Here is a 14,157-nt window from a genome sequence, read left to right on the forward strand (position 1 = left end):
CTTTTCCTTTGCGGGTTAGGTTCCTAAGTTATGAGACCGGGTTCAGGGCAGCGGCTTTGTCTTGCTTTTCTTTGGGCAAGCCTTCATGCTCCAGTCCCCACAGGTTAAAGGAGATTCTGGGGTGACTACCCGCTTTCCTGGCCAGTTCTGAGGAAAGTAGTGTCATGCGTTCAATGGTGCGGCTGTTTTTCAATAAACCAGCATCCAGAATCCTGAAGGGCATCGGCTTCAGTAACCGCATCACGGTTTCTCTGGTCTGGTCACTGTTAGAGGCTACGTACACATCGCTTTTCAGACCTTGCAGCACCGGGGCATCAAATACCACCCAGTACGTATTCTTAAAGGCAGTAACCACCTGGCTGGCGGGAATGACTTTCTGCAGTTCCTCGGCCGCGGAAGTGTCATAGGCTGTGGTGAAATCATCGAAATTCTCATTGAAGGGGTTGGAGATGTCAATGACTATTTTCCCTTTCAAGGCCTCTTTATGTTCCTGCGCCCAAGGCAAAAGGTCGCTGAACCATAAGGTGGGAATGATGACATCAGCTTGTAGTGCCTCTTCCAGGGTCACGGCCTGTATAGAAAGGCCAAGGTCTTCTATGGTCCTTTGGGCGTGCGCTACGTCTCGGCCCGTAAACAATACATTTTGGCCGTAGGCCTGGTAAAAAGTCTTGAGCAGGCCCTTGCCCATGCGCCCGGTTCCAATAATAGCTACTTTCATTTCTATGAATAGTTTATTTGTAATTAATACAGCCTACTATTGCCTTACCCCTATCCGGGGATGGGTTCCTTAAAGTATACCCACCTGTTCCCAGGCCAAAGCCTTTTCCACTCCAGCTCCCGTAAACCCTCCTTACCAGGGCGTCCAAATATTCTTAGCTGCCCTTTTCGTATTTTTCGCGTACTTTTCTGAAAACAGCCCCTAAACGAGTGCCTAAAAGATTTTCCCCAGACGAGTATGCCGCCGGAGTTCTGTCCGGGAACCGGGTGCTCCTGAGCCGCGCCATAACCTTAGTGGAAAGTACCCTGCCTTCTGACCAAGCCCTGGCCCATGAGGTCATGGAGAAAGTGTTGCCGCACGCAGGGAAATCAGTGCGGGTGGGCATTACGGGCGTGCCGGGCGTGGGCAAGAGCACCTTTATTGAGGCTTTCGGGAATTACCTGCTGGAGCAGCACGGCAAAAAGCTGGCGGTGCTGGCCATTGACCCAACGAGTCAACGCACGGGCGGCAGCATCCTGGGCGATAAAACCCGCATGGAAACGCTCTCGGCTAATCCCAAGGCGTACATCCGGCCTTCACCGGCCGGCAAAACATTGGGCGGAGTGGCGCGCAGCACCCGCGAGAGCATTTTGCTGTGCGAGGCGGCGGGCTTCGACGTAATCTTCGTGGAAACGGTGGGCGTAGGCCAGTCGGAGACGGCGGTGCACGAGATGGTGGATTTCTTCCTGCTTTTGATGCTGGCCGGCGCCGGGGATGAACTGCAGGGCATCAAGAAAGGCATCATGGAAATGGCCGATGCCATCGCTATCACCAAAGCCGATGGTGCCAACCTCTCCGCTGCCACCAGTGCCCAGGCCGAGTACCAGGGCGCGTTGCATCTGTTTCCGTTGGGTGCGTCCAAGTGGAGCCCCCGGGTAACGGTCTGCTCGGCGTTTGAGAAAAGCGGCCTGGCGCCTATCTGGGAATCGGTGACGGAGTACGTGCAGCTCACGCAGGGAAACGGCTATTTCCAGCATCGGCGACAAGAGCAGAATTTGCACTGGTTGCGGCACAGCATCCGGCAGCAGTTGGAGGAACGGTTCTACCAGCATCCGGCGGTGAAGGCGCAGTGGGAAGCAGTCTCGGGGCGGGTGACGCAGGGACAGAAATCGCCCTTTGCCGCGGCTGCAGAGTTGTTCCGGCTGTTGCCGTAACCCTTCTGGTGCAGGTGGGCGAAAGCTACGCCGGCCGCTCCAACTTCATGGTGCGCCTCACCGATGAGAAAGGAAACCCAGTGCAGGGCCTCACCTCCACCGCCGCTTTCCAGGCTTATACCAAAGACACCAGCGCCACACCTACTCCTATCACGCTGGCCGTGGAGGAATTCTTCCAGAAACAAACCCAGGACAACCCCAACCAGGTACTGCCCAAGCTTATGCTGGCCCATACCTATCTGCGCAATGACAAAACCTCCGATGCCCGCCGGGTTTACCGCCAGGCCCAGAAACTGGTGCCCAACAGCAGCTTCATCGTGATGCGCCAACTGGAGGCTTACCAGCGCGAGGAAAACAGAACCTCCCTCACCACGGCTTTGGAATGGCTCAAAGAGCACGACCCCAACCTGCCGTTCTCCCTGGACCTGCGCTTCGATGATGAACTGGAGAAGGAGAACTACACCCAAGCCCTGGCCCTGCTGGACCAGATGGAGCAGCAGCAAGGCTTCGATGAGTCTATCCTGACCAAGCGCATCAAGGTCCTGTCTAAGAAAGAGCAGTTCAACGAGGTAATCAAACTGGCCGAGCGCGGCTACACCAATTACCCATAGAACCCGGCGTTCATTGAGCTCAAGTACATGATTGAGAAGAACGTGAACAAAAATCAGGCGGGTGCAGCCAATGTCCTGAAGAAATTCCTGAAGGAGAACCGTTCCTACGCCGTCTCGCAGCGACTAGCCTCGGTGTACTTTGACAAAGGCGACATGAATAACGGCATCAAGCTCTACCAGCAGTACCTGCAGGAGGAGCCGGTGGCCGTGGGCATCCAGCACACGCTGGGCAACATCTACGCCCAGGCCCAGAACCACAAACTGGCCGAGGAAGCCTACCGCAAAACGCTGCAGCTCTCGCCGTACATTGGGCAGTACTGGGCCGACCTGGCCAAAACGCTCAAGGCTCAGGATAAAAAAGAAGAAGCACTGGCCGCCTATCGCAAAGCCATCCAACTGGACCCCACGGACTACACCAGCCTCAAAGAACTGCGCCAGCTGGAGAACAAGAAAGAAGTGTTCAGCTACTTCCCGCAGACCGATGTGTACGCCCTGATCAAGAAAGCCCCGGCCGCCGCCGCTTACCCTGAGCACAGCAGCCTGGTGTTGCTGGACGAGGTGCAGAAAGTGGTCTACAAAGGCGGCGCCTCTGAGGAAAAACGCACCATTGTGGTAAAGACTTTCAATCAGCAGGGTGTGGAGTTCTGGAAAGAATACGGCATTGACTACCACAACATGCAGCGCCAGCTCCTGGAGAAGGCCGAAGTGGTGAAACAGAACGGCAACAAGGTGCCCGCCGAGAGCAACAATGGTCAGCTGGTGTTCACCAACCTGGAGCCCGGCGACGCCATCCACATCACCTACAAACTGGAAAACCACCTGCTGGGCAAACTGGCCTCGCACTTCTGGGACCGCCATTTCTTCACCCACTACCTGCCTTACCAGACCACCCGCTACAGCCTGCTGGTAGACCCCGAGACCAAGTTCCAGTACAAGGTGACGCAAAAAGCCCTGGAGCCCAAAGTACAGTCCGCCGATGAGTTCAAGCTCTACGTGTGGGAACAGAAAGACCAGCCGGGCATGCAGCCCGAGGACAAGATGCCGGTGCTCGCAGACGTGAGCCAGACCCTGTACATCTCCTCGTTCCCCGACTGGAAGTTCATCTCCAACTGGTACGCCGATCTGGCCGCCGCCAAAGCCCGCCCCGATTACGAGGTGAAACAGGCCGTGGAAGAGGTTTTCGCGGGTAAGCAGAACCTCACGCCGGTGCAGAAAGCCCAGGCCATTTACGAGTACATCACCAGCAACATCACCTACAGCTCTATCCCGTTCCGCCAGAGCGGCCTGGTGCCGCAAAAACCGTCTGATGTGCTCAGCACCAAAATAGGCGACTGTAAAGACGTGTCCACGCTGTTTGTGGCCATGTGCCGCGAGGTAGGCGTGCCGGCCCAACTGGTGCTGGTGAACACCCGCGACAACGGCTACGATGACCTGGTGCTGCCTTCCATCGATTTCAACCACTGCATCGCCAAGATCAACCTGCCGGAGAAAGAAATGTACGTGGAGCTGACGTCTAACTACCTGCCCTTCGGGAGTCTGTACCAAGGCATGCTGCAGTCCGGCATTCTGGAGATCGATGATGAGCAGAGCCAGGCCAACCGCAGCCTCTCACACCTGAACCCCAAAGTCCGCACCCAGAACATCATTGACCGCAAGGTGAAAGTGCAGTTAGTAGACAATGACCTGTCTGTGGTGGAGGAAAACTACAAAACCGGAGCCATGGCCGCCGAGGCCAAGCAACGCTACCGCGATGCCGGCCAGCAGGAGCGCGAGCGCATTGTGCAGCAGGCCATCAACGCCTCCATGGCCAGCGTGAAACTCACCGAGCTTTCTTTCAAGGGATTGGAAGGTCCGCAGGACACGGTGCGCTGCCGTCTGGCCTACCAGGCCAACGATGTGGTGACCCAGATTGGCGGCATGTCGCTGTTCTCCCTGCCTTGGACGAGCAAAGCCACCGCCCGCGATTTCACCTTCAACGAGACCCGCACCACCCCGCTGGACCTGACTCAACTCCTCTACGCCGACCATGACCGGGAAACCATCACCATGTCACTGCCCGCCAAGAAAGTCCTCGCGGAGGTACCACAATCTGTGAAACTGACCTGCCCGGTGGCAGAGTACTCACTCACCTACAAAAAGGTGAATAACCAGCTGGTGTTTACCCGCGAGCTCAGATTCACCAAAGACATCATCCAGCCTCAGCAAATGGCCGAGTTCCAGGCCTTCTACAAGAAAGTCATCGCCGCCGATGCCCGCCAACTGGCGCTGAAGTAAACGGTTGCTTAACTTAAACAGAAAAGCCCGAAGCTGCGAAGCTCCGGGCTTTTCTGTTTAAGGGGTGTTTTTGGAAAATCAGGTCGAAAATGATTTGCGCCTGTTCGTTGTCCATTGGCCTGGTAAAAACCAAGTCACAATAGCCTACAATTTGACCGCTTCTTCCTGCCCTACCGGATCCTGCACTACCTTCTCTTTTTTATCGGGGTCCTCGTCAAACCAAGACATCAGGTTCTCCTCTTCAGTCTCCGCCGTTTCTACAGCTACCGGGTTCAATCTGTTCACAAATGTTTTGCGCACCCTTTTGGAAAGGTTGAAATAAGGGATCCAAATGGCGGCGACAATAAAGGAACTGAAGATGGCAGAGTAGCCGCTAGTCGCATCTATCCCCATGGCAGCGGCGCCCAAGGTATCAACAACTACCCCGGCCACGGATATGGCATAGAAGATGGTGATGAGACGGGGCAGGCTGCTTCGTTTTTTGAAATAGAGCGTGGCAATCAAGATGGAGAAACAGAACAGGGTCACGTTATACACAATGGTTAAGACCAAGGCCCATTTGCCTACTGGATTATAGAAGCTTGAGGAGGCATCACTTAGTTTGGTCCATAGTTCGAAGGAAATCCACTCCCCTCTTGCAATGGTAACGATTAACCTGATGGGCGTTGTGGCTACCCCAAAGGCTACAAAACCAACCCATCCGCCAATCTCCAGCGGCTTTCCAGGAAGCGGGTTGGCAGGAGCGGGATCATACTGATATAAACGGTAGCCGCCGTATCCGCCCAGAATCAGGCAAACTATCACCAAGCCAATAGACAGCCAATTGGTGCCTTCGTTGGTTTCTCTCCCATCTTGGGTCACGGAGTTGGTGAGTTCAAACCCCATCTCGTTCTTTATCTTCTTGATAGCCGTAAAATAGGCTTTCACCTCATTGGCCGGCACATGGTCGCGCAGGTTCCTGAAGGTATAGTGCAACGTGATGACTTGCTTGGCCGCATCATAACTGGTGGTCCGCTTGTAGTAGAACGATTTGTCCTTTACCTCCGCCTCATCTTCCCTTACACTCCAGGGGGTGGGCACGTTTATCTTAATGGTGTGCTCATAGTCATAGGGATACTCCAAAGCCAGCGGGCTGGTCCTTAACCTGGTAGAGGGTAGCTCCAATTTTGAATACAACGATACCGGGTAGAAGCTGGCGGTTAAGACTTTATCGTCTTTTTCTGATGACTCCTCCCAGAAATCTGAGATGGCGTAAGACTCATAGGTGGTAAACCGGTTGGCTGTGGTCTGGTCATTGGATAACAACTCCCGTTCCGTAGCTATACCGGGGAAAATGCTGGCATAGAAGTTTAGGTATCCTTTCTCTATCTCCTGATGGCTGTTTGAGGCATAGTGGGCCCGTATATAATCAGCTTCATACCCGGTGTAATTGGTTTCAACGTTGAAAAACACCTTCGCTTTGGCGCCTCCTAAAGTAAAATCTTCCATTACTTTGATAGTGCCAGCGGAGGAGACAGGAATGGTAGTGAAGCCTTTGGTGCCCGGTTTAATCACCAGCCCTGCCTCATACCTAGGGAAGTAGATTTTGTCATAAGCCCCTTCCTGATGAGAAATGGTGGCATCGTACCAAAGGGTTTTCGCCAGCAGATCCACCTTCACCACGCAGTGGTCAAAAGAGTATGGGCTGGGCAGTTCCTGCATCACATGCTTCTGCATACTGGTGTTGACCAAAACCGGGTAAGCTTTGATATCCATTTGGTTCAGCATATAACAGAGAAGCCAGGCCTTGTCTTTACAATCACCGTAGCGCTGCTCAAACACTTTGGCCGGATCATTGGGTTGATAGCCGTAGATGCCACCTTCGTTCCCCAGGTAGCGTACCTCGTTCTGTACAAATCTGAGAGCGGCCAAAAGACGTCCTTCCTCAGAGCCATCGGCTTGCTTTATCTCCTCAATTTTCTGGGCTAGTTTCTGGCTTTTGCCTACCGGTTTGATGTACAACGTGAGAGCCCAATCGTTTACCTGCGCCCAGGAGGTGAATTCAGAAAGCCAGGCGTACGCATAGGCCGCGTACCAACCAGGGGTGTTGTCTTCTGCGGCATGGGCCGGTATCTGGTCTGCTTTCCAGGTGTATTCCAGCAGGTTGCCCAGCTGTTTCACTTGCATCTGCTGTTTGTTATTGTACACTTTGTGCTGCAGCGGCCTGTTGGCAGGTACCAGCACCCGCACCAATAATTGGTCTAATGCCTCTGGTGTACTTAACCTGAAGAACTCGGCGTACTTGGGTTGGATGGGGTTGAACCCGATCACTGAGAAAGAATAGTCAATCACATCTCCTACCCGCACATCTGCCAAGGTGATAATGGCCGTTCTGTTATTATTGTAAATGAACCGTTCCCGTTCACTTTCCTGCTGCACTACCTTAAAGTCAGCGGGTTTGAGGCGGTTGAGGGTTTGGCCGTTGCGGTGAATGTTTACTTTATGAAAAACCAGTTTCTGGTAATCAGGATCATAGGACACGGAAATCTCTGACCCGTACTGCACCCCTGCCTTGGTGGTTATTTTGCGGGCATAATGGTAAAAACTGGTCTGATCCCCCACGTGCACCTGCTCATCCTTCAAAATGAAAAGGTATCCGTCAGAGCCTTCGTTCTGGGCTGGAACAGCTTTATCACGATATTGGGTTTTTACTGTCCAGCCAGGTTCTGCCCCGGTGGCTACGGGCTTACCCGCCGCATAGAGATTAAACGAGAAATAAAGGCATAAGAATACCCCACACAACCAGCGCTTCATGTTAAGATTTAGTAAAAATATGTAATAGAGAATATTTGAATTGGAGACCTGAGAATATAATAAAGATTAAAAATACAATTTCTTCAGGAGTATTTAAAGAAGGTGGATGCTTATTGAATAATTTTTATTGGTATAGAATACTCAAGTTTAAACCAGAACATTCTTCAATTTTCAATTCTTGTTTAGAAATCACCTTCGGATAAGATAATGGTTGCCCCTCAAAACAGAGAGCTCGAAACTGAGCAGCTTCGAGCTTTCTGTATTGAGAGTGTTTTGGGGAATCAGGCTATAAATGGCGATGATGAAAATCTACACCGTTCCTGTTTGCGAGACCTCCCTTGAGAAACGCCCATCAAATAAATGGGGGATTCTACTGTGATTAGGTAGGGGCAATCCCTTGTGGTTGCCCTTGTGCCGGCCGCTGCAAAAAAGATGTTTTCAGTACCTCCAACTACGCCTGCCTAATGCAACTCTCCCCTTGTGGGGATAATCTGCGTTTTCCACTGGGATAACATTATAATCACGGAAGTAAAACTGCATCAGACCAGAAAAGAAGGTAAATAACTTGGCTTTTCTGTTTTAGACCTGTTTTTGGGAAATCAAATTAAAAATCCTGCAAAGAAAATCTCCTGGTATTGGTTTGCCTTTACCGAAAATAACCACTGCAGAATTCAGACACCTTAAACCCAGACAATGAACAATCAACAATCAACTTCTGGGGTGAAACTCCTGGATGATCTGCTTGAGGTAGTCACGGTCCAGGTGGGTGTAGATCTCGGTGGTGGTGATAGACTCGTGGCCCAGCATCTCCTGCACGGCCCGAAGATCAGCGCCGCCTTCAATGAGGTGCGTGGCGAATGAGTGGCGGAAGGTGTGCGGCGAGATGTTCTTCTCCAGCCCTACCTTGGCGGCCAGGTCTTTGATGATGGTGAACACCATGACCCGGCTCAGACTGGCGCCCCGGCGGTTAAGGAACACAAAATCCTCCTGGCCTTTCTTGATGGGCAGGTGCCGGCGCACGCCGTCCAGGTAGAGCCTGATATATTTGAGGGCATCCCGCCCGATGGGCACCAACCGCTCTTTGTTGCCTTTACCGGTAATGCGCAGAAAACCCAAATCCTCATAGAGGTTACTGATTTTGAGTTCAATTAACTCGGTCACGCGCAGTCCGGAACTGTAGAGGGTCTCCAGCATGGCTTTGTTGCGGGTGCCCTCGGGGGTACTCACGTCAATGGCCTCGAAAAGGGAAACGATCTCGTCGTAACTCAAGACGTCGGGGAGTTTGCGTTGCAGTTTAGGGGCTTCAATGGTCTCGGTGGGGTCTGCATCCAGCAGGTCTTCCATGATCAGGAACTTATAGAAAGACCTGATGCCGGAGATGGTGCGCGCCTGCGAATGCGATGTCATACCCAGGGTATTGATCCATTCCAGGAAAGCCTGCAGGTGCGTGGCCTGTACATCCAGAGGCCCTATATTTTGCTGGGTTGTTTCTAAAAACTGCACCAGTTTGCGCACATCACGTAGGTAAGCTTCTACAGAGTGGCCTGACAAGGATTTCTCTAGCTGGAGATATCCTTGAAATTGGGTAAGACTAACTGACCAATTCATTTGGGGGAGGTAAAAGCTAAATATAGCTAAATCCAAATTATAACCAAATGGTTTATAGGAAATAGCCGCCCAAAGGTAGTTATTCCGTACATTTGGACATGACCCTGGGCCCGCTTTTTTGGCCCCACGCAAACCTTACTACTATGAAAATACTTATTTTGAATGGACCTAACCTGAACCTATTAGGCCGCCGCGAAAAGTCTATCTATGGTTCCCGCTCTTTTGATGATTACCTGGAGAAAGACCTTATTCCTGGTTTCCCAGATTTGGAACTGGTGTACTTCCAGTCCAACACAGAAGGCACCCTCATTGACAAACTGCACGAAGTGGGGTTCGAGTACCAGGGCATCGTGTTCAACGCCGGGGCCTACACGCATTCCAGCCTGGCTTTGGCAGACGCCATCGCGGCCATTGAGACGCCCGTGATTGAGGTACACATCTCCAACGTATATGCCCGCGAGGCCACCCGCCACGTGACCTATATCGGTGGCCGGTGCGTGGGCAGCATCTCCGGCTTCGGATTGGAGAGCTATCGACTTGCCTTGCAGTACTTTGAGCGACAGAAGCCCAACAAGGTAGGATTTACATACACCAAAGCGTAACCAGCGTACGTTTTTCACGTGTAGGTCATTTCAGCGGCAGGTCTGCCAAGGTTTCGTTTTAAGCCCATTTTCTTAAAAACAGCCCCGAAACAGCTTTTCCGCAATCCGCTGTCCAGTACCTTTTGCCCAATTTTCACGCATCGTTCCACCACCAACCACTGCCGCTGCCCATGCTTAACTTCTATCCGGGTCCCTCCCAAGTCTATCCCGAGGTTCGGGATTACCTGACCATGGCGTATGATGAAGGGATCCTGAGTATTCCGCACCGCGGAGAGCGTTTTGTGCAGATGATGCGTGACCTAGTGGGCTTGGTGCGCAACCGCCTGAACATACCCCAGGACTACTACATTTTCTTCACCTCGTCGGCCACCGAGTGCTGGGAGATCCTGGCCCAGAGCCTGACGCCGCACAAAAGCCTCCACCTCTACAACGGGGCCTTCGGGGAGAAGTGGTACCAGTACGCCAAGCGCCTGCGCCCCGATTGCTACGGACAGGCCTTCGGGCTGGAGGAGGTGCTGGACGTGCCCAATATCCCGGTGGAGGATGACACTGATCTGATCTGCGTGACCCAGACCGAGACCTCCAACGGTACGCACGTGAGCATGAACACGCTCCTGAAACTGCAGAACCAGTTCAAAGACCCGCTGCTGGCCGTGGACGCCACCTCCAGCATGGCCGGCGCCAACCTCAAGTTCATTCGCGCCGATATCTGGTTTGCCTCGGTGCAGAAATGTTTTGGATTGCCGGCCGGCATGGGCGTGCTGGTGTGCTCGCCGCGCACCATTCAGCGGGCCAAAGGCCTCAACGACCGCCGGCACTACAACAGTTTGGTGTTCCTGCACGAGAAAATGCTCAATTACCAGACCGCCTACACGCCCAACGTGCTCAACCTGTACCTGCTCAAAAGGGTGATGGAGCACCGCCCGCTCATCAAAAACATTGACCAGCACCTGGCGCAGCGGGCGCAGGACCTGTACACGTTCTTTGAGGAACTCACTGAGATGCAGCTGTTGGTGGAAAACCCCGAGGTGCGCTCGCTCACAGTAGTAGCCGTGAAAGGCCCTGACCGCTGGATTGCCGAAGCCAAACGGATTGCCGCCACGCAGGGCATCACGCTGGGCAACGGCTACGGCCCCTGGGCCAAGAACACGTTCAGGATCGCCAACTTCCCCGCCATCGCAGACTCAGACTATGACGTGCTGCGCAATTTCATTTCCAACCATTATCACTAATATTGCGGCGGCAAACCCCTAAACCGCCGCAGACCATTGCCATGCCCCATTTCAGTTTCAAAGAGATTGTTTCCGTTAGCCTGATCCTGTTCGCCATCATTGACATTTTGGGTTCTATTCCCATCATCATCCAGTTGCGGCAGCGCGAGGGCATTATCCAATCTGAGAAAGCCACGCTGGTGGCGGGTGCCCTCATGATTGTGTTCCTGTTCCTGGGCGATGGGATTTTAAGGCTCTTTGGGATTGATTTCGCTTCCTTTGCGCTGGCCGGAGCCATCATCATCTTTTTAATGGGGATGGAAATGGTGCTGGGCATTCACCTGTTTCACTCCAACCCCGAGGTAAAGACCGGTTCCATTGTGCCGCTGGCTTTCCCACTCATTGTAGGCGCGGGCACCATGACTACGCTGCTTTCTTTGCGCGCGGCCTATGCATTGCCTAACGTGCTGGTGGGTATCCTGCTCAACCTGTTGTTTGTGTACATCGTGCTCAAGAGCTCTAACTGGCTGGAGCGCAAACTGGGCCAGAACGGCACCGAGGTTCTCCGCAAAGTATTCGGCGTGATTCTGCTGGCCATCGCCATCAAGCTGTTCAAGACGCACGTGAGCATCTGATTTTGTTTTAAGCCCGATTTTACAAAAGCAGCCCTAAAACAGAAGGCTGCTTTTTTTATTGTCTATTCAGTTGAAGGAAAGCATTTTCTAAAAACCCAAGCAACCTGCCGTGGCGCGTCTGCATCTACAGAGAAAACAGCCACCGTATGAAAACTTCCTTCACTCTCCTCTTCTTCCTGATTTCTATCCTGGCCCAGGCACAGCGCATCCAGGGCAAGATCGTAGACGCCCAATCGCGGCCGCTGGAGTACGTCAATATTGGCGTGGTGGGCCAGAACGTGGGCACGGTTTCCACTGCCGAAGGCATTTTCGCGCTTTCTCTTCCTGATGCTCTGGACAATGAGACCCTGCAGATATCCGCCATCGGGTACGCGACCCAAAGCTGGAAAGTAAGTGACTTCAAGCAGAAATACGGGCAGCAAAGCGCGACCATCAGTTTACGGGAAAAGGCCGTGGCCCTTAAGGAAGTGGTGGTAAAGCCGCGCAAGTACGTGACCAAAGTGGTGGGCAACACCACCAACTCCAAAAGCACCACCGCCGGGTTCAAGAGCAACCGCTTGGGCACCGAGATAGGCACTGTGCTGGACATCAAAAAGCCATCGTTCCTTGAGAAGGTGACTTTCAACATCGCCAGCAACGAATATGATACCCTTTTCCTGAGAATCAATGTCTACCGGATGGGCAAAAACGGACCGGAGGAAAACCTGCTCAGAGAACAAATCTACCTCAACGTAGCCCAGAAGGATCTGGGAGACGGCATCACGCTGGACCTCCGCGACCGCAACATCTACCTTGACTCAGATGTGCTGCTCTCATTGGAACTGGTGCGTCATCTGGGTGGCGGCGGTCTGTGGTTTAGTGCCGGCCTCTTCAACAAACCCAGCTACACCCGCGAAACAAGCCAAGGCGCCTGGGAGAAAATGGTCTTGGGCGGCGTAGGCTTCAACGCCACCATCAGCTACGCAAAGTAATGATTGATTGAATGATTGAGAAAATGAATGAGTGCTTTAAGGAGAGTAAGGAAGCTTAATCCATTCAACTCATCTGGCGCTACTCCTGCCCTGCTGTTTTATGGCCGGTTTTAGAAAAACAGGCGTAGAACGGGTGATTGGCCTGGGGCTCCTGATGTACCATTGGAAAATATTCTGGCCTTATGTGGCCGACGCTTGCGCCGGGATGGGTATTTTTGCGGCAGACTAACCGCATACGTTTTGATAGAAGTATTTACCGATGGCGCCTCGCGGGGCAATCCTGGCCCTGGCGGCTATGGCGTTATTCTCAGGTACGGCCCCCACGTGAAGGAACTCAGCGAAGGCTTCCGGAAGACCACCAACAACCGCATGGAGCTACTGGCCGTTATTGTGGCCCTGGAGTCCATCACCAAACCCGGCATCCCGGTCACCATTTACTCAGACTCAAAATACGTGGTGGATGCGGTGGAGAAGAAATGGGTCTTCGGCTGGGAGAAGAAAGGCTTCACCGGCAAAGCCAACCCCGATCTGTGGCAGCGTTTCCTCAAAATTTACCGCAAGCACCAGGTGCGTTTTGTCTGGGTCCGCGGCCACGCCGGCCACGCTGAGAACGAGCGCTGCGACGAACTAGCCGTAGCCGCCGCCCTCCAACCCAACCTCCCCCCGGACAAAGGCTTCGAGGCCAATCCAACAGCTGGATGATTTGAAGATGTGGAGATGTGAAAATGTGCAGTTGAAATGCACTAGCAAACCAACTTCATCTTCAAATCTCCTCATCTCCAAATTTCCAAATCTACAAATCTTCACATCTGCAAAGTGGCCAACGACTATTTCCGGTTTAAGCAGTTTTTAATCAGGCAGGACCAGTGCGCGATGAAAGTGTGCACCGATTCCTGCGTGTTGGGTGCTTGGGCGGATGTGACGGGTGCGAAACGGATTCTTGATATTGGGGCCGGAACGGGTTTGCTGAGTCTGATGGTGGCGCAGCGAGCTCCTGAGGCGCAGATTGAAGCGGTGGAGCTTGAGGCGGCGGCGGCCAGACAGGCGCAGGAAAACATCTCGGGCAGTCCTTGGGCCGACCGGGTGCGGTTGTTTCCCATGGGTTTGCAGGAATTTGAAGCTACCCAACCTGTGCCTTTTGATGCCATCATCAGCAATCCGCCTTTTTTCAAGGCTTCGCTCAAGTCATCGGATGCCGTAAAGAACCAGGCCAAACACACCGAGACGCTTTCCTTCGCAGAGATTGTTTCCTTCGCCCAGCATTTTTTGACTCCAGAGGGAAAACTGCACATTCTGTTACCGCCGCATGAGGCCAGGGTATTTGAGCGCGAGGCGCACCAAAGCGGTTTCTTCACCAACAGCATTTTATGGTTAGAGGCCACACCCCACGGGAAACTGCTGCGCGCTATCCACACGTATTCCCGCCAACCAAGTGCACCGGCAGAACAGGTGCTGGCGGTACGGGAGAAAGACCATTCCTACACCGCTCCTTTCCGGGAGCTGTTAAAGGATTATTACTTGATTTTCTGATTTTTCTCTGT

General features: G+C 53.1%; 12 protein-coding genes. 9 read left to right on the forward strand and 3 right to left on the reverse strand.

Annotated elements, in window-relative coordinates; genetic code table 11:
• Positions 1–28: 28 nt before the first annotated feature.
• Entirely contained in the window at positions 29–718 is a 690-nt protein-coding gene (locus J3P34_RS06970) for an NADPH-dependent F420 reductase (protein WP_210487399.1), read from the reverse strand.
• 209 nt (positions 719–927) lie between these two features.
• On the opposite strand from J3P34_RS06970, the gene meaB reads away from it, so the two are divergent.
• The 3 genes from meaB to J3P34_RS06985 are packed head-to-tail and all read left to right on the forward strand — an operon-like array spanning position 928 to position 4,796.
• Positions 928–1,911, forward strand: coding sequence for a methylmalonyl Co-A mutase-associated GTPase MeaB (gene meaB / locus J3P34_RS06975; protein WP_210487402.1), 984 nt, complete (start codon positions 928–930; stop codon positions 1,909–1,911).
• A gap of 14 nt (positions 1,912–1,925) precedes the next feature.
• Complete coding sequence (locus J3P34_RS06980; protein WP_210487404.1) at positions 1,926–2,522, forward strand: tetratricopeptide repeat protein; 597 nt, start codon at positions 1,926–1,928, stop codon at positions 2,520–2,522.
• 27 nt (positions 2,523–2,549) lie between these two features.
• Positions 2,550–4,796: a transglutaminase domain-containing protein gene (locus tag J3P34_RS06985; protein WP_210487406.1), complete on the forward strand. Its 2,247-nt coding sequence runs from the start codon at positions 2,550–2,552 to the stop codon at positions 4,794–4,796.
• Positions 4,797–4,940: 144 nt separating this feature from the next.
• Here J3P34_RS06985 and J3P34_RS06990 read toward each other — a convergent pair whose 3' ends face one another.
• The gene (locus tag J3P34_RS06990) at positions 4,941–7,589 is read right to left on the reverse strand and encodes a DUF3857 domain-containing protein (protein WP_210487408.1); all 2,649 of its coding nucleotides are present in this window, start codon (positions 7,587–7,589) and stop codon (positions 4,941–4,943) included.
• 708 nt (positions 7,590–8,297) lie between these two features.
• The gene (gene xerD, locus J3P34_RS06995) at positions 8,298–9,197 is read right to left on the reverse strand and encodes a site-specific tyrosine recombinase XerD (RefSeq protein WP_210487410.1); all 900 of its coding nucleotides are present in this window, start codon (positions 9,195–9,197) and stop codon (positions 8,298–8,300) included.
• Between the two features lie 143 nt (positions 9,198–9,340).
• Here xerD and J3P34_RS07000 point away from each other — a divergent pair, with 143 nt between their 5' ends.
• The 6 genes from J3P34_RS07000 (at position 9,341) to J3P34_RS07025 (ending at position 14,146) form a co-directional block, all read left to right on the forward strand.
• Positions 9,341–9,799, forward strand: a complete 459-nt coding sequence (locus tag J3P34_RS07000) for a type II 3-dehydroquinate dehydratase (RefSeq protein WP_210487412.1) — start codon at positions 9,341–9,343, stop codon at positions 9,797–9,799.
• 122 nt (positions 9,800–9,921) lie between these two features.
• Positions 9,922–11,031: an aminotransferase class V-fold PLP-dependent enzyme gene (locus J3P34_RS07005; protein ID WP_246853584.1), complete on the forward strand. Its 1,110-nt coding sequence runs from the start codon at positions 9,922–9,924 to the stop codon at positions 11,029–11,031.
• A 41-nt stretch (positions 11,032–11,072) separates the two neighbouring features.
• Positions 11,073–11,645 (forward strand): MarC family protein, encoded by a 573-nt coding sequence (locus J3P34_RS07010; RefSeq protein ID WP_210463768.1) that lies wholly within the window; start codon positions 11,073–11,075, stop codon positions 11,643–11,645.
• A 146-nt stretch (positions 11,646–11,791) separates the two neighbouring features.
• The gene (locus J3P34_RS07015; protein WP_210487414.1) at positions 11,792–12,616 is read left to right on the forward strand and encodes a carboxypeptidase-like regulatory domain-containing protein; all 825 of its coding nucleotides are present in this window, start codon (positions 11,792–11,794) and stop codon (positions 12,614–12,616) included.
• 240 nt (positions 12,617–12,856) lie between these two features.
• A complete protein-coding gene (gene rnhA / locus J3P34_RS07020) occupies positions 12,857–13,318 on the forward strand; it encodes a ribonuclease HI (RefSeq protein WP_210487416.1) in 462 nt (153 codons plus the stop codon).
• Positions 13,319–13,432: 114 nt separating this feature from the next.
• A complete protein-coding gene (locus J3P34_RS07025) occupies positions 13,433–14,146 on the forward strand; it encodes a tRNA1(Val) (adenine(37)-N6)-methyltransferase (RefSeq protein WP_345890339.1) in 714 nt (237 codons plus the stop codon).
• Positions 14,147–14,157 lie beyond the last annotated feature (11 nt).

Origin of the sequence: Rufibacter aurantiacus, from assembly GCF_017916345.1 — a bacterium.
Classification (GTDB): domain Bacteria; phylum Bacteroidota; class Bacteroidia; order Cytophagales; family Hymenobacteraceae; genus Nibribacter; species Nibribacter roseolus.

Coding starts and splice junctions, on each gene's coding strand:
- J3P34_RS07000 (WP_210487412.1), top strand. CDS start 9,341: ATGAAAATACTTATTTTGAATGGACCTAACCTGAACCTATTAGGCCGC.
- J3P34_RS07015 (WP_210487414.1), top strand. CDS start 11,792: ATGAAAACTTCCTTCACTCTCCTCTTCTTCCTGATTTCTATCCTGGCC.
- J3P34_RS06990 (WP_210487408.1), bottom strand. CDS start 7,589: ATGAAGCGCTGGTTGTGTGGGGTATTCTTATGCCTTTATTTCTCGTTT.
- J3P34_RS06985 (WP_210487406.1), top strand. CDS start 2,550: ATGATTGAGAAGAACGTGAACAAAAATCAGGCGGGTGCAGCCAATGTC.
- J3P34_RS06970 (WP_210487399.1), bottom strand. CDS start 718: ATGAAAGTAGCTATTATTGGAACCGGGCGCATGGGCAAGGGCCTGCTC.
- xerD (WP_210487410.1), bottom strand. CDS start 9,197: ATGAATTGGTCAGTTAGTCTTACCCAATTTCAAGGATATCTCCAGCTA.
- J3P34_RS07010 (WP_210463768.1), top strand. CDS start 11,073: ATGCCCCATTTCAGTTTCAAAGAGATTGTTTCCGTTAGCCTGATCCTG.